The organism is Leptospira sp. WS58.C1, from assembly GCF_040833995.1.
Lineage (GTDB): Bacteria > Spirochaetota > Leptospiria > Leptospirales > Leptospiraceae > Leptospira_B > Leptospira_B cinconiae.
In genome coordinates, this window is sequence record NZ_CP162137.1 from 232046 (window position 1) to 246919 (window position 14874).

Sequence of the window (14874 nt, forward strand, 5' to 3'; positions counted from 1 at the left end):
CCTAATCCGGGAATGACCGATTCACTTTCTAGGAGACCATTTATAATAACATAGAAGACCTAAGCCCGTCCCGAGAGGGACTAATCCCCCGAGCATCGCTAAAGATTTTCCTAATACTAAAATGAAAGTAACGGATAACGCTACTCCGACAAATGTGAGGATTAGACCTAAGAAGAAAGAATAAAGACGCAGATCGAACTTTTCTTTTTGATAAAGACCTGCTTTGATGATCGCCATTCTTTGACGATACCACCAAAAGAATAGGAAGAATAATAATAACCATCCGAAGATGATCCCCACGATCGGAATACTGTACAGGATCGCTTTGTATTCTCCACCCAAGTGACTTGCTTGGATGGCAATCCTGATTTCTTCTAAACTACGAAAGAGGGCTTCCTTTTCTTCCGGTGTCATCTGCTAAGAACCGCCACCTTCAATGAAGAAGTTTCTCCCTTCTTGAAGTAAGGGATTTTTTGTTCAATGCCAGGTCGGCCTGCAAGAGACTCGTACCAGTCCTCTTCTTTCCAGCTTTCTTTTAGATAACTTGTGCGGATGTCGGAATTAAAAAGATCCTTAAATTTGCTCATTGGAATTCTCCTATGTAAAATGCCTTTTGAAGTTCGAATACGAACTTTAAAACTCCCGGTAAAAGGATTTTAAATTATGTCGTATATAATTTCGGTCCACTTTTGGGATCCCTAAAGTGGAAAACCTCGTAGGACTACATTTTTTAGAGACGTAAGGGTTAGAAGAAAAATCGGAAGATAAGACAAAAAAATAGAAAGAAAGAAAAATCAAAAAACTTGGATCTTAGGTTTTTGCGGAAACTATTCGGACTTTTTCACGTCCAAGAACGGCGCAGAATTCAGGTTGGGAGCTCTTAAAATGGGAGAACGATCGAAACCCGCATGTTCCCTTAAGAAATCCACTATGATCCTTGCAGTGGCTCCCCATAAAAGTCCTTCGTCTATATCAAAGTAAAAAACTTCCAACAAAGGTGAGTCGGGTTTTCTTCTTCCCTTGATACTGTAAAACGGAGCTTCCCAAAGTCTGTCTAGTTCCAGTATGATGATCTTTTCTACCTCTTCCGGGTTGAATTCGAATTTGAAATCCCCCGAATATTTTGCCAAGAAGGGAGTGATATGAAAACCGGTATGTGTAAGTTGCCCTCTATAATTTCCGATCACGGATAATTCCTGATTAGGAGCTCCCATTTCTTCTTCCCATTCTCTGAGGGCAGTGAATAAAAGATCTTTGTCATCCGGATCTTTTACTCCACCAGGGAAAGAGATCTGTCCCGGATGAGAAGCAAGGTTCGGATTTCTTTTTTGGAGAAGGAATCCGTCTTGCCCATTTTTCTGGAATACGGGCATGACTACGGAAGAATGGGCCACATCCTCCGGCAAATTCGGTTCTCCTTCCGGAAGAAAGGGAAGTTTCTTTTTTAGTGTATCTAATTCTAATCTAATCAAATTTCTTTTTGATCGGGACCAAACCGGACAAAGTGGTCTCGTACGGTTTGGATTGGATTGCTGCCAAAAGAGAAGGTCCGTAATTTTCCACTTTCCAGTTGGAAAAGATTCCAAGCTCTCTTAACTCTTCGATGGACTTAGGATTTTTTTTTGCAATCTCCGCGATATTCTTATTAGACGGCATCAAGTTGTGACCCATCCGGCGAATGGACATGATTGTTTCTCTCCATTGCCTTAATCTTTTGAATCTGTCCGCTTCTTCCCCTGTCAGATCCTCGATGGATCTTTTGAATAGATCGTTCTTTTGGATAGGAGGGCCGCTTGGATTTTTATAAACCTGGTATAAATTTTCGGCGTCTTTTTTGCCTACAATGTCTATAAGTTTATTCAATTCTCCTCTGGCCTTGACTAATTCCAAAACCTTATCGTTATTCCAAACTCGGAAAGGAGCTTTGTTTAATTTTTTAGCCTTCTCATCTCTAAAGCCTAGAGTATCGTGAAGTGCCCTTCTTTCGTCGGAACTCAATTCTAATACATTTGGGAATTTTTCCAAATTGATGGAAAATCCCTCGAAAGGTTCAGGCTCTTCTTCCGCGATCTTAACGAACTCCGAAAGCGCTTCGTCTAACAATTTCCGTTTTCCGAGTTCTTCTCTCATTCTGTCCCAAATGGATTCTAGGTAAACCGTATCCAAGGCGGCATATTGGAGCTGACTTTTTTCCAGAGGCCGCTTTTCCCAGTTGGATTTTTGCTCCTTCTTGGAGAGTTTGACCTTGTGGTAATGTTCCACAAGATACAACAAAGAGTTCTGTTCTAAGTCTAATAAACGAGAGCTGAACATCGTGTCAGCGATGTTGATAAACTTGAAACCGAAGTCTCTTTTCAGGGCTTTGATATCGTCCGAAGCGGAATGAAATATTTTTAGAATGCCGGGATTCTCGAATAGAGGTCCTAACCCGGTGAGATCATCCAAACGAATAGGGTCAAAGATATAATTTTTACCCTTAGAGGATATTTGGATGAGACAAACTTTGGAATAGTAGGTGTAATAACCGCTGGATTCCGTATCAATTGAGAGGCAATCGGATTGAGAGAGAGTAATCAATGCCAACTGTAGGCTTCGGACGTTGTCTACGACAATATAATCGGATTGTATTTGCATCTAAAAGGCGACCTGGGAGACTAGCGTCGGAAGGGGGACCATGAGTTCGATTCCCAATACGTCCAGTCTACGGACCCTAGTCCGAGATGACAAACCAAAAGAAGAATGTGCCATCTTCGGGATTTTTAATTCTCAAGAGGCGGCCAATTTTACTTACCTCGGTCTGTATTCCATGCAGCACAGAGGCCAAGAATCGAGCGGGATCGTTTCCTCCGATGGAGAACATCTCTACCGCTACGCCGGTATGGGATTAGTAGCCAATATTTTTACCGAAGGCAAAATCCGGGAACTAACCGGAACCGCTGCTATCGGGCATAATCGTTATTCTACCACCGGTGCGAGTTTCTTAAGGAACGCTCAACCTCTCAGAGTCGAGTCCCATTTAGGACCGATTGCTTTGGCCCATAACGGAAACCTGGTAAATTCCTGGGAAGTTCGTTCCCAATTGGAAAAAGAAGGTTCCATCTTCCAAACAACAATCGATTCGGAAGTGATCGTCCACCTGATGGCTCGTTCCGGAGAGACGGATCTACTTTCCGCACTTTCTTCCGCTTTGAAAAAAGTAAGAGGTGCTTATTCCCTAGTCGTTCTTACCAAAAACCAATTGATCGCCGTAAGGGATCCAAACGGTTTCCGTCCTTTGGTCATGGGAAGAAGGGAGGATGGATCCATTGTATTCGCGTCCGAGACCTGTGCATTCGATATCACGGACACCACTTACGAAAGAGATGTGGAACCGGGCGAGATGATCGTTGTGGACAGAACAGGAACCCGCTCCTTCTATCCTTTCCCTCCTGCAAAACCCGCTCTTTGTATTTTCGAATACATTTATTTCGCAAGACCTGATTCCAATATTTTCGGTGAGTCGGTGTATAAGGTCCGCAAGGCTCTCGGAAACCAACTTGCTCAAGAACTTCCTGTGGAAGCTGACGTCGTGATCCCGGTTCCGGACTCTGCAAATATCGCAGCTTTGGGATATTCGGAAGCCTCCGGAATTCCTTTCCAATCGGGACTGATCCGTTCTCACTATGTGGGTAGGACTTTTATCGAACCGGACCAGAAAATCCGGGACTTCGGTGCTAAGATCAAGTACAATGTAGTGAAGAATGTAGTGGATGGAAAACGTGTGGTGATCGTGGACGATTCCATTATGCGAGGAACCACTAGTCGAAAGATCATTAAGATGATCCGAAATGCGGGTGCTACCGAGATCCACTTAAGAGTTTCCGCTCCTCCTACAATTTCTCCTTGTTATTACGGAATAGACATTCCGACCCATAAAGAATTGATCGCTGCTACTCATACGATCGAAGAGATCCGAAAGTATTTGAGAGTGGATTCTATCGCTTATCTATCAGTCGATTCCATGCATAAAGCGGTTAGTGAACATAGGGGTGGAGGTTTCTGCAACGCTTGTTTTACCTCGGATTACCCTGTGGAATTCCAAAGCGATATGGGAAATCAAAAGAGTTTATTCAAGGAATACGAGGTAGAAGAAAGGGTCTAAAAGTTTCCGCCTTATTGCCGGCTTTTAGATCTTTATTTTACTTTGAAAACTTGCGCCCTTCTTCCGAAGGTGATAAAGTCGGATTCTTCTCCTTTAATATAAGCGGACAATAGGCTTTTTTCGGAAAATCCAATATGATTCTGCTCTTCTAACATTCCTAAAATTTCCAAGGCAGCATCCTTATCCAAAGTATTCAGATAATTTAATACTTCTTGGTGAGAATTCTTTTTGTCCGACTCTTCTATAATTTTGATGACTTCTTCTCTTGCACGTAAAAGGGATTCCTTTCTTTCTACAAGTCCTTCCATCGTGGAAAGTATGATATTGATCTCGGGATCTTCGGAGAATAATTCCAGTAGATGAGGATAGATCCCTGGGAATCGGATCGGGAACTCGTACAAGGATTCTTCTAGTCCTTTGTAGAGTTCTACTTCTTCTGCTTTACTTAATCCCAAGGATTCCCCAAGCATAAGAAGGGTTTCGATCGGCATAAGTCCTAAAAATCTGGCTGCAAAAATATTATCGTTTTTGGTCCTAAGGCAGAATAATATAAATTTCGAGATCCTTTTCGGAGGAAGTCCGTTCCAGAATTGGGCCGCTTTTGAATCCAAAAAGTTGGTTTCCGTTCCAAAGATCTTCTTCTCTTTTTTAAGTTTTTGGAATATTTTAAAGTCTTCTTTTACGATCCTATACAGTAAGGAATCGTCCATCTCCAGGATTGTGGACATGACCTGGTCTGGAGAAGAGATAGAAAGAAAGTATCTAACTAGATCGAAACCGATTTCGGACCGAGTGGAAAAGTTTTCTAAAATATCTGCGGGAGCTTGTTGGAACGCAGTTGCGCCGACCGAGAAGGAGTTGACTCCTTCTAAAAATTTCTCTAATTTTTCGAAGGCAAAACAAGCCTGTTCACCGGAATCATTCCAATTCGATTCCCTGTAAAAGTCCCTACAATTTCCGGGACAGGGTTTGGATTCGGAGACTCCAGCTAGACAGGTTCTTTCGTGTTGTTTTTTATTTTTAGGGAATAAGATCACCGCAATCACGCATATCCGGAGCATACGGGTTCAGGATTTTCATACCGGAAAACACCCATGTCTTTTTGACCATCGGACAATAGAAACGGTTTCTTCCGGATTGTAATCCGTGGACCTTCATAGTTTTTGCTAAAACTTCGCTGAACTTGGAATATGCCTCGAATGATATTTTAACGTCGGAAGATTTTGCTCCTTCCAATACATTCTTCATTTCTAACGCGGAAGATTCTAAGCCTCCTTTTGCTTCTCCCAAAGAATTTAAGGTAGAAATTAGTCCGCTTACATCGGGAGATATATCTTCCGTTGTTAAAAGACTTTGGATTATTTTATCGTTTTCCGACAAAACTTTTTCGAAGAGAGGTTTTTCGGTCTCTAATACGGGCTTATCTTCCTTTTTGCAAAAGGAAAGGAAGATGAAGAATGAGGTTAATAAAATTAGTATTACGGATCGTTTCATATTATTCTCCAAATATGAGTAAAATACTCGGGAATCGAGGTTCTAAGACCATAAAAAAATCTTTTTTCGGTTCTGGCAACCGTTAGAGCTTCAAACTAATCTCCGAAAAAATGGGTTCAAAGCTTTTGCCTATATAGGAAACTAGGAGGAAAGGCAAGGCTCGAATGTATTTTGATAAGCATGTTTTTGTCTGCGAGAATGTCAGAGCGGAGGGAGAAAGGCCCTCTTGTGGTCCGAAAGGATCTCCTCAATTGCTCGCTTATATGAAAAGGAGAGCGCAAGAACTCGGATTAAAAGGTAAGATCCGTATCCAAAAATCCGGATGTTTGGATCGCTGTGAGTTGGGTCCTGTGCAGGTTTCTTATCCGGAAGGACTTTGGTTCTCCATCAAGACGCAGGAAGAAGCAGAAGTATTCATTCAAAATTATATACTAGAAAATAAACCGGAAGCGATCCGGCACCTGATGTTAAAGGATGAAGAGTGAGAGGGTAATCAAATGGCAAAAAAATTCGAAATACCAAAAACGTATCTTGCATACGAATTGAAAGAATACAGCAATGAACCCGGAAGAGCAAAGATCGTAGAAAAAGAACTTAGGCCTCTTAAGAAAGGAGAGGTTTTACTTAAAGTCCATTCCGGTTCCATCAATCCCTCCGATCTCATGTTTATGAGAGGTTTGTACGGAATTAAGAAAAAACTTCCTGTCGTTCCCGGATTTGAGGGAAGCGGTCTGGTGATCGCAAGCGGCGGCGGATGGAGAGCGAATTCTCTTGTAGGAAAACCTGTCGCATGTGTGGCTCCGAATAAGGGTGATGGACCGTATGCAGAATACATGATCACCGACGCGTATTCTTGTTTTACTTTAGGAAAAGATGTAAGCTTGGAACAAGGCGCTTGTTTATTCGTGAACCCTATCACTGCTTGGGCATTATTGGACCAAGTCATTCGTGAAAAACATAAGGCTTATGTTCAGACTGCTGCCGCTTCCGCTCTGGGAAAAATGTTATTGAGACTTTCCAATAAAAAAGGAATTCCCGGCATTCATGTTGTCAGAAGAAAAGAGCAAGTCGATCTTCTTAGATCTTTAGGTGCAGAACATGTATTGGATTCGAGCTCTCCGAATTTTGATCGTGAACTTAGGGTTCTTTCCAATAAGCTGAATGCTACTATTATGTTGGATGCGGTTGCCGGAGAAATTACGGGGAGAGCATTAGCCGCTATGCCTTACGGAAGTAAATGTGTGGTTTACGGTGCGTTGTCAGAAGAACCTATTTCTTATCATGCGGGGCTTGGGATTTTTCAGGACAAAAAGATAGAAGGTTATTGGCTTTCTTCTTGGATGCCGAAACAAAATCCGTTGAAGATCTGGAAGATCACCTCCGAGATCCGTTCCCTTTTAGGAAAAGAATTCCAGACTCAGATCGCCGCAAAATATCCACTTAAGGAAGCTGATAAAGCGATCCAAGAATATACCAACAACATGACCAGAGGAAAGGTCCTTATTTCCAACGGCTGGGAGCTTTAATGCGAATATTTGTCCAGCAAGCTAAAAGGCCGATATTCTTTCGGCTTTTGGCCTTGTTATTCGGGACCTTCTTCCTTTTCAGCTCTTGCTTGGGAGATCTAAGGGAGAACGTCAAAAAACTACAAGCATGCAAGTTTAGGATCTTGGAAACTAAAACGGAACGGGTAGAAATTCTGCCTTTTCCACCTTCTCCCAAGATTTTAATGACTTCTACATTGGAGATAGAGAATCCGAACGATACTTCCGTTAAAATTTATCAGTTCGATCTTGGCGTTATCGCCTCGGGTACCGACGGTAAAGACGCGGAATTAGCCAGAGTCATTTCGGAAGAAGAAACGGAAGTTCCGGCTTTCTCCAAAACTGTAGTCCAACTGAAGATAGAAACAAGCTTTGAAAAAAGAGAGAACCAGGATAAACTATTACTCGGAATTTTAGTAGTCACGAACTTAGTCGCCGGAAAAGATCCGAATTTAAGAATGAAAGGAAGTGTGAGATACAAAACCGTTTTAGGAGAAGTAGATATTCCTTTGGATGAAAAAATACGATTATTACCCAAGAAGCCGGAGCATGAAATTTAGTTTTTTAAGTATTGGAACTGTCTGTAAAAACCTGATTTTACTTACAATTGTCCTATTGGGTTTGTCGAATTGTTCCGACGTAGACGAAGATTTTTATACATTTGGAGAAGCGGCAACTAAGATCATGGTAGCTTATGCCGCGAAAGATGCACAATGCGGATCGAACAGACAGATCACTTCCGTAGTACCCGGAAAACAAAGGAAAAAGGACGTGGATAATTGTGTTACTTCAGTCGCTTTCGAAAATTGTAGTTTTTGGACCCAGGCTGGGGATCCGGTCCCGTTTGCATGCAAGGCTATTGAATTCAGATTGAAGTGATGGGATGGGTAGCCAGACATTTTGATTATCTGATTTTTGCAGCACTGGCTTTGTCCGGCCTGTCTTATCTTTATATACTTCTTACCAGAAATAAAAAGTACGATTCCAAATCCGTTGTACGTTATGATATTCTTCCGGAAGAACCTATGAGTTTCGATCCGAACGAAAAACCCAAAAAAAAAGAACCTAAGGTAAATGTTCTAGAAGTTTTCGATTATAATGGAATTAAGATCATGCATGAGAACGGTATGTACACAGTAAATCATGCCGGAGAGATCCAAGTCTACGGTTCTTGGCAGGCTCTTCCTCCTAGATATCAGGCAATGGTCAAGGAGATGGACAAGTCTTCCGTAGGGCAAAAGAAAAAAGGAAATTATTATATGGAAGTCCTAAATGGAACTTATTATGTGATCTTTCCGGACGGCAAAAAACATAAGTATCCAAAATTCGAGGACATTCCCGAAAAGATCAGAAAGGCATTAGGTTATTGAATTTTTCCGATTCAGATTTGCCAACTAACCGTATTCTTATTTTATCAAAAAATTCTTTTCTATTTTTCTAAACTTGATAAAACGAAACGGTCTGGGCCATTCCTTGAAATTTCGGATCTACTATCTTCTGATATTCGCATTGTTGCATTGTAATTCTTATTTCGAATCCATTTTAGATCCGACCGAATTAAGAATGCCTGCGGATGGTAAATCGGTTGCCGTTTTAAAAATTTCGAATCCAATCTTCGGGGCAGAGGACCATTTTCTTTTGGAAGAGATAGATCCTAATGTACTCAAACTTCTCTCGAACGAAAAAAACAAAAATGAAGACGTCTTACGTGTGCAAGCGGGGAATGTCCCTGCAAATATTATGATCCGAACTAAAAAGGGTAAAACAGTTCAGATTTCCTTGTTCAGCCGAGATGGGGACTTTGACCAGGATGGTTTTCCGGATTCGGCAGAGCTTAGGACCGAATCAGATCGTCAGGCATTTCGGGACTGGTTTGTTAGGATCTCTTTATCCCAATATTTAAAGGAGAATTCCTCCTGGAATCTGAAGGAAAGGGATTGCAGCGGATTGATTCGTTTCGCATATAAGGAGTCTTTAAAGGCTCATACTCAAGACTGGCAGGCAAGGACCGGGATCTTATTGGATAAAAATTTACCGGATGTCCGGGAATTTCAGTACCCGGATATACCCTATATTGGTAAAAATTTATTTCGGATCGGAGAGGGCAAATTCGGAGAATTTGCAGACGCGGAAAGTTTGGAAAAGTTCCATACTTCTTTTGTTTCCAAAGAGTTGGAGTCGGGACTAGCGGGAGATATTCTCTTTTTCAGATCGGATCGTGGGGTCGGAACCAATTTCCATTCTATGATCTTGGTAGAAGGAGAAAGTAAAAATCCCCAGCTTTTATATCATACAGGTTCGGATCGAGGGATCAAATTGATCCGAGCAAAAGAATTGGAAAGAAGTGTGTTGTTTTCCCCGGAAAAGAATAACCGAAATTTTCTCGGGGTATATAGATTTCGGATTTTAGAATAGGAATTTCAGAATGAGAACTCGTGTATCGGATCGTAAAAAGATAATATTCTCTTTTCTTGCAATTTTGATCTCTGCATTAGGATTATTTTATGTGAAACCGAATTTGTTCGGTTCCGCCGCTTTTTATCTAGGAACGGACAGAAGTTTCGGCTCCGGTGAAAATGCGTATGTAAATCTGGAAGGAAATGGAACCGTAAATTACGAATTCAGAGTGTATAAGATTGCGGATCCGAAAGCCTTTCTGACCAAAAAAGTAAAAGAAAGATTGGTCCAAGAGAATAATGACGGAGCATTCGGAAATCCGATCGCACTTTTTACAAGGACCTTGGATAAATTCAGGAACGATTTCCGTAGAGTTGCCAGAAAGGAATTCAATTCCAATACAAGATCCGAGCTGAAAAAAACATTAGGGATCGATTATGAACAACCTACCGAACAAAAAACTCTCGCGATCCCTGCTATTCTAAAAGACCAAGAATTGGTCGCTACCTTCTCGATTCCGACCGTTACTTCCTTTTGGGCATATCGCCGGATACCGGTTCCAATCCGAGATAACGGTGTTTATCTTGTAGAAGGAGTTTCCGGATCTCAGTTGGCTTATACAATTCTGATCAAATCGGGCTTAAACTTTTTAGTTAAACAATCGGATTCGGAGACATTCGTTTATGTGGGCCGCAAAGATAGCGGGGAACCTGTTTCCGATGTGGATCTCACTCTTTTTAATTTGGAGAATGGCCAGGCATTCCAAACTGGAAAAACAAGTTCTGATGGAACGTATTTTTATAAAGGAAGAAGTCCCGTAAAAGGACTAGTCCTTGCTCATAAAAATGGAGAATATTCGGTATCCGATCCTGAATTTTACTCCAGTTCCTTTTATGGAGAAGGCGGGCCGAGAGCTTATATTTATACGGATCGTCCGGTGTATAGACCGGGAGATACGGTTTATTTCAAGGGAATTGTCCGGAATTTCTCCCAAGACGATTATAGGACTATTTCCGGTGCAGGCGTGATTTCTATTGCCAGTGAGCAGGGAGAAACTTCTATCCCAAGCGTTCCGATCAATATCTCCGGAGATAACGGGACTTTTTCGGGAGAATTCATTGTCCCTGAATCGGAGAATACTACTCTCGGAAATTATTCTCTTATATTAAATTTTCGTGATAAAACTTTTCAGACCGAATTTACGGTGGAAGCGTATAAAAAACCTACCTTCCTTGTATCCGTATCCGTTCCTAAATCCAATTATTTACAAAGGGAAGAAGTAAACGCCCTTGTAAAAGCCAGATATTATTACGGCCAACCGGTTGCAGGACAAGAGGTTGCGTATAGAGTATTCCGCAGACCTAAATTCGATTATTCTCCTGTGGGAACGATCAACTTCGATGCTTCTTCCGATTATTTAGAACAATCGGGACAAAGTGATAAACAAGAATTGGTTTTGGATGGAAAAGGAAAGTTAGATTCCAAGGGACAATATTCTATCAGCTTTAAACCGGATAAATCGGATGCGGATTCCGTTTATACGATCATTGCTTCCGTTCAATCCGAGGACATGACCTTGGATGGATCTGCTTCTTTCTCCGTAAATCGAAGCGCTTTCTTTGTTCGGATCTCCAAGGATAACTCGGTATACGAACCTGGAAAAGAAGCAAAGTTAACCGTAAGCTTGATCGCTTATGATAAAACTTTGAGCGAAGTGGAACGCCAGAAGATGGTGGGAAACAGAAATGTGGATCTTATCCTTTATAATCGGGACATCCAATTCGTAAGAGAAGCAAATCGTTCTAAAATTTCCTCCTTGTCCGTAATGACTTCCGCTTCGGGTGTCGGGACAGCTTCTTTTACAATTCCTAAAAGAGGACAATTCGTATTGGTCGCTGAGACAAAAGATCCGAATGGGAATTTGACTAAGTCCGAAACATTCTTTTGGGCTTCTTCCGTTTCCGACTCTATCGAAATTCCTTTCAAGGATATCACTCTCAAGCCTGGTAAGGATATTTATTCCGTGGGAGATACTGCGGAAATCCTGGTTTTAAGTCCAGTTTCCAACGGACATATGGTTTTGACCTTAGAAGGAAATCGTATCTTCAAAAAAGAAGTGGTGAAGATGAAAGGGAACGCTTTAAAATATACGGTCCCGATCACTGCAGAGATGAGCCCGAACTTTACATTATCTGCGGTTCAGTTTTCCGGAAACGATGTTTATAAAAGCCAAGTAAGAGTGGTCGCTCCTCCCGAGCAGAAGTTCCTGAAAGTGGGGCTGGACCCCGGACGTAAGGTATATCGTCCTGGTGATAAAGCGGAGATCCGTCTGAAAACCACAGGCCTCGGAGGCAACGGAGTTTCTGCTGAGGTTTCTCTCGCGATCGTAGACGAGGCGATCTATCAGATCAAAGAGGAGAAGACCCCAAATATAGGGACCTTCTTCTATCATCCAAGAAGAAATAACGTGCAGACAACGTTGGCATCCGCATATAAGTTTTTCGGATATTCGGAAAATAAAAGATTAAAACTGGCCTTGGGTAAAAAAGGGGAATCGGTTTATTCCGCAATGAAAAACGAGGACCAAGCACGGGATCGCTTTAAAGATACGAGTTATTGGAATGCAAAAGTAAAAACCGGACCGGATGGAACTGCGACAGTTAGTTTTAATCTTCCGGATAATTTGACTTCTTGGAGGGTAACTGCGATTGCGATCACTCCTGATACGAAAGTAGGAAAAGGCCAAACCAGTTTTGTTACTAAAAAAGATCTGATGATCTTAGGTGGAATGCCAAGATTCATCATCAAAGGAGAAACCCAAAAAGTTTCTGCTACGATTTCCAACCAATCTCCAAGTAAACTTCCAATCAAAGTTACTATAAAAGCGGAAGGCGCAAAAATTTTAGGGAACTCCGAAACTACGATCCATTTGGAGCCTGGTCAAAACCAATCTTTACATTTCGATGTGCAAACACTTGCAGATCCTAAGATCAAATCCGCAAAGATCAGCATTCTTGCCGCAGGTTCCGGTTACCAAGATCTACTAAAATCCGAGATCCCACTCAAGACTTGGGGATTGCCTAAAACGATTTCGGATAGTTTAGGAATGGAAGAAGGAGAACATTCAGGAGTTCTAAACTTAGAGGCACCTAAGGAATTAGGAGATCCTCGTTTGGAGGTCCGACTCAGTCCCGCTTCCTTACCTGCTTTAAGACAATCCTTAGATTATCTTGCCGATTACCCTTATGGTTGTGTAGAACAAACCATGAGCAGATTCTACCCTCTATTATCCGCTCAGAAAGCCGGCTTCATCAATGAAAGGCTTAGGAAAGAACTTCCTAAGATGATAGATGTCGGCTTAAAAAGAGTGTCGGAACTCCAACGCACAGATGGGGGATTCGGCTGGTTCGAAGGTGGGGTAGAAAGTGATGTTCTGATGTCCGCTTATGTTTACAGAGGATTGGCGGTTAGCCAGAAAAACGGCGCCAAGGTTTCTGCTCCGGTATTGAATAGAGCGAGAGCTTATTTGTACGATGTTTTGGGCAAAGGCGATCTTTCTCCGAATGCAAAAGCATATATAATTTTCTCCTTAAGTGAAGGAGGAAATGTTGAAGATTCTATCGTGGATGGTTTGGTGAAGTCTTCCGCCAAACTAAATCAATACGGACAGGCTTTACTTTCATTAATATTAGCTAATAAAGGTAAAAAGGCGGAAGCCTCTACCTGGTTCAAAAAAGGAGTGGAGTCGAGCGGATTCGGTAAAAAACCGTTCTTTAAACTCACTTCTTACGGTAAAAATCCTCGTTGGGAAGAAGATAGGATCGAAACCATCTCCGCACTCTTAAGCGCAGGAGTTCGATTGGGAGAAGATAAGGTCATTCTTGCCAATCTTGCTTCTTCTCTTTTATCCAATCGTATCGAGTTAGCTTGGAATAATTCAAGAGATACTTCGGCGGCTGTATTGGCATTGTCCGAATTTTTAGCCTCTATCCGTGAGTCAGAAACTCCTGCAAATGTGGAGGTTGTCTTGAACGGAACCAGTTTGAAAACTGTTACTCTTCCTCCGAACTCGGAGCAAGGAGAATTGTATAAGATCCCGATCCCTTCCGAGTTGATCCGTTCCGGTCCGAACAAGGTGGAAGTTTTGAAGAAGGACGGGCCCGTTCTTTATGCGACTGCTTCCTTGTATTACACGGATCGAAGTAAAAAGATCCAAGCTTACACCAATGGTATCAAGGTAAAGCGCACCTATTATAAATTAAAAGTGGATTCGAATGATATCACTCCTGTGGAATCCAAAACTTTCCAAGCAGGCGATCTAGTCATGGTAGAAGTTTCGGTCCAGAAAGAAGGCGACGCGGATTCTTACTTCCAAGTTGAAGATTCTCTATTGCCTGGATTCTCATTTTTACAAAGAGATGCGGAGTATTATGCGGGCGATCTCAAGATGGAATATCTAAGTCGCCAAGTTTATGACGATAAAGCCGTGTTCTTTGTCGGAGGTCCTACAAAAGAATTTAAGGTCCGATACTTTATTAGAGCAGAAGTAGGCGGGAAGTATAAGGTGATACCAGCCAGAGCGTCCTTAATGTATTATTCGGAAGTAACAGGAGCGAGTTCAGACGATGAAATTAATGTTCAATAATCTACTTTTAAGCGCTCTTTTACTTTTCGGATCCGCTACATTTGCGCAGACCGTGACGATAGATTCTCCTCACGGTGGATTCACGACGGAACGGATCCAAAATGTTTCCGGTTCCGTTAGCGGAAATCTGGAAAAGGCGACTATCGTGATCAACGGAATTCCTCAGTCGATCCGTTTACACGGGGGGAAATTTTCCTTAAGTACTGTGGTTGCTCCGGGAACAAATCTGATTGAAGTCAAAGCAGGCAATGCAAGCGATCGAGTTTCCTTTTTCGCAGCCGTTCCACCTAGAGATATCAAAGTTGTCCTTACCTGGGACACTGCGACAGATGTAGACCTTTGGGTTCTAGATCCTACCGGTGAAAAATGTTTTTATGCAAATCGCTCCACCAAGTCCGGGGGAAATTTGGATGTGGACGTAGTGGATGGATATGGGCCGGAAACCTTTACCATGTCCAAGGCGCTACCGGGGAATTATTCCGTTCAAGTTCAGTACTATGGTTCTTATGATAAGCCGGTAACAAGAGTCAATGTATACGTCGTTCTAAACGAAGGAAAGCCGAACGAAAAAAGAAAACAATTCCAGTTCGTGATGACCCGTTCCCAACAAGTGTACCATATTGCGAATTTTGAGATAGATCCGGAATCTTAAG

At 42.0% G+C, this 14874-nt stretch carries 15 protein-coding genes; 9 read left to right on the plus strand and 6 right to left on the minus strand.

The window, feature by feature from the left end; translation table 11 throughout:
* Positions 1–21: 21 nt before the first annotated feature.
* The 4 genes from AB3N61_RS01130 to AB3N61_RS01145 all read right to left on the minus strand — a co-directional run bounded on the left by AB3N61_RS01130 (position 22) and on the right by AB3N61_RS01145 (position 2634).
* Entirely contained in the window at positions 22–414 is a 393-nt protein-coding gene (locus AB3N61_RS01130) for a hypothetical protein (protein WP_020769432.1), read from the minus strand.
* Positions 411–587, minus strand: a complete 177-nt coding sequence (locus tag AB3N61_RS01135; RefSeq protein WP_020769516.1) for an LIMLP_16695 family PerRB-regulated protein — start codon at positions 585–587, stop codon at positions 411–413. Before AB3N61_RS01135 ends, AB3N61_RS01130 begins: the two co-directional genes overlap by 4 nt.
* A gap of 240 nt (positions 588–827) precedes the next feature.
* Positions 828–1472, minus strand: a complete 645-nt coding sequence (locus AB3N61_RS01140) for an NUDIX hydrolase (RefSeq protein WP_020769734.1) — start codon at positions 1470–1472, stop codon at positions 828–830.
* Positions 1465–2634 carry a ribonuclease D gene (locus AB3N61_RS01145; protein WP_036089480.1) on the minus strand — a complete coding sequence of 390 codons (1170 nt, stop codon included), beginning with the start codon at positions 2632–2634 and terminating at the stop codon, positions 1465–1467. Before AB3N61_RS01145 ends, AB3N61_RS01140 begins: the two co-directional genes overlap by 8 nt.
* A gap of 40 nt (positions 2635–2674) precedes the next feature.
* Between AB3N61_RS01145 and purF the strand changes: the two genes are divergently transcribed.
* Positions 2675–4141 (plus strand): amidophosphoribosyltransferase, encoded by a 1467-nt coding sequence (gene purF / locus AB3N61_RS01150; RefSeq protein WP_020769873.1) that lies wholly within the window; start codon positions 2675–2677, stop codon positions 4139–4141.
* Positions 4142–4173: 32 nt separating this feature from the next.
* On the opposite strand, the gene AB3N61_RS01155 is transcribed toward purF, so the two are convergent.
* Both AB3N61_RS01155 and AB3N61_RS01160 read right to left on the minus strand, forming a co-directional pair.
* The gene (locus AB3N61_RS01155) at positions 4174–5202 is read right to left on the minus strand and encodes a hypothetical protein (RefSeq protein ID WP_367898269.1); all 1029 of its coding nucleotides are present in this window, start codon (positions 5200–5202) and stop codon (positions 4174–4176) included.
* Positions 5162–5635: an LIC13259/LIC11441 family protein gene (locus tag AB3N61_RS01160; protein ID WP_020769752.1), complete on the minus strand. Its 474-nt coding sequence runs from the start codon at positions 5633–5635 to the stop codon at positions 5162–5164. The genes AB3N61_RS01155 and AB3N61_RS01160 overlap by 41 nt, the downstream gene beginning before the upstream one ends.
* A 164-nt stretch (positions 5636–5799) precedes the next feature.
* On the opposite strand from AB3N61_RS01160, the gene AB3N61_RS01165 reads away from it, so the two are divergent.
* The 8 genes from AB3N61_RS01165 to AB3N61_RS01200 all read left to right on the plus strand — a co-directional run bounded on the left by AB3N61_RS01165 (position 5800) and on the right by AB3N61_RS01200 (position 14873).
* On the plus strand, positions 5800–6120 hold the full coding sequence (locus AB3N61_RS01165; protein WP_020769877.1) for a (2Fe-2S) ferredoxin domain-containing protein: 321 nt from the start codon (positions 5800–5802) through the stop codon (positions 6118–6120).
* 12 nt (positions 6121–6132) lie between these two features.
* Positions 6133–7161: a zinc-binding dehydrogenase gene (locus AB3N61_RS01170; RefSeq protein ID WP_367898270.1), complete on the plus strand. Its 1029-nt coding sequence runs from the start codon at positions 6133–6135 to the stop codon at positions 7159–7161.
* Positions 7161–7739 carry an LEA type 2 family protein gene (locus AB3N61_RS01175; protein ID WP_367898271.1) on the plus strand — a complete coding sequence of 193 codons (579 nt, stop codon included), beginning with the start codon at positions 7161–7163 and terminating at the stop codon, positions 7737–7739. The genes AB3N61_RS01170 and AB3N61_RS01175 overlap by 1 nt, the downstream gene beginning before the upstream one ends.
* On the plus strand, positions 7729–8058 hold the full coding sequence (locus tag AB3N61_RS01180; protein WP_036089484.1) for an LIC13255 family lipoprotein: 330 nt from the start codon (positions 7729–7731) through the stop codon (positions 8056–8058). Before AB3N61_RS01175 ends, AB3N61_RS01180 begins: the two co-directional genes overlap by 11 nt.
* On the plus strand, positions 8058–8549 hold the full coding sequence (locus AB3N61_RS01185) for a hypothetical protein (protein WP_020769609.1): 492 nt from the start codon (positions 8058–8060) through the stop codon (positions 8547–8549). Before AB3N61_RS01180 ends, AB3N61_RS01185 begins: the two co-directional genes overlap by 1 nt.
* A gap of 103 nt (positions 8550–8652) precedes the next feature.
* A complete protein-coding gene (locus AB3N61_RS01190) occupies positions 8653–9594 on the plus strand; it encodes a DUF1175 family protein (RefSeq protein WP_020769695.1) in 942 nt (313 codons plus the stop codon).
* 10 nt (positions 9595–9604) lie between these two features.
* A complete protein-coding gene (locus AB3N61_RS01195) occupies positions 9605–14221 on the plus strand; it encodes an alpha-2-macroglobulin family protein (protein WP_367898272.1) in 4617 nt (1538 codons plus the stop codon).
* Positions 14211–14873: a YfaP family protein gene (locus tag AB3N61_RS01200; protein WP_369750131.1), complete on the plus strand. Its 663-nt coding sequence runs from the start codon at positions 14211–14213 to the stop codon at positions 14871–14873. Before AB3N61_RS01195 ends, AB3N61_RS01200 begins: the two co-directional genes overlap by 11 nt.
* The last annotated feature ends 1 nt before the right edge of the window (position 14874 follow it).

Coding starts and splice junctions, on each gene's coding strand:
- AB3N61_RS01160 (WP_020769752.1), bottom strand. CDS start 5,635: ATGAAACGATCCGTAATACTAATTTTATTAACCTCATTCTTCATCTTC.
- AB3N61_RS01200 (WP_369750131.1), top strand. CDS start 14,211: ATGTTCAATAATCTACTTTTAAGCGCTCTTTTACTTTTCGGATCCGCT.
- AB3N61_RS01165 (WP_020769877.1), top strand. CDS start 5,800: ATGTATTTTGATAAGCATGTTTTTGTCTGCGAGAATGTCAGAGCGGAG.
- AB3N61_RS01130 (WP_020769432.1), bottom strand. CDS start 414: ATGACACCGGAAGAAAAGGAAGCCCTCTTTCGTAGTTTAGAAGAAATC.
- AB3N61_RS01170 (WP_367898270.1), top strand. CDS start 6,133: ATGGCAAAAAAATTCGAAATACCAAAAACGTATCTTGCATACGAATTG.
- AB3N61_RS01145 (WP_036089480.1), bottom strand. CDS start 2,634: ATGCAAATACAATCCGATTATATTGTCGTAGACAACGTCCGAAGCCTA.
- AB3N61_RS01155 (WP_367898269.1), bottom strand. CDS start 5,202: ATGCTCCGGATATGCGTGATTGCGGTGATCTTATTCCCTAAAAATAAA.
- purF (WP_020769873.1), top strand. CDS start 2,675: ATGAGTTCGATTCCCAATACGTCCAGTCTACGGACCCTAGTCCGAGAT.
- AB3N61_RS01135 (WP_020769516.1), bottom strand. CDS start 587: ATGAGCAAATTTAAGGATCTTTTTAATTCCGACATCCGCACAAGTTAT.
- AB3N61_RS01175 (WP_367898271.1), top strand. CDS start 7,161: ATGCGAATATTTGTCCAGCAAGCTAAAAGGCCGATATTCTTTCGGCTT.
- AB3N61_RS01180 (WP_036089484.1), top strand. CDS start 7,729: ATGAAATTTAGTTTTTTAAGTATTGGAACTGTCTGTAAAAACCTGATT.
- AB3N61_RS01185 (WP_020769609.1), top strand. CDS start 8,058: ATGGGATGGGTAGCCAGACATTTTGATTATCTGATTTTTGCAGCACTG.
- AB3N61_RS01195 (WP_367898272.1), top strand. CDS start 9,605: ATGAGAACTCGTGTATCGGATCGTAAAAAGATAATATTCTCTTTTCTT.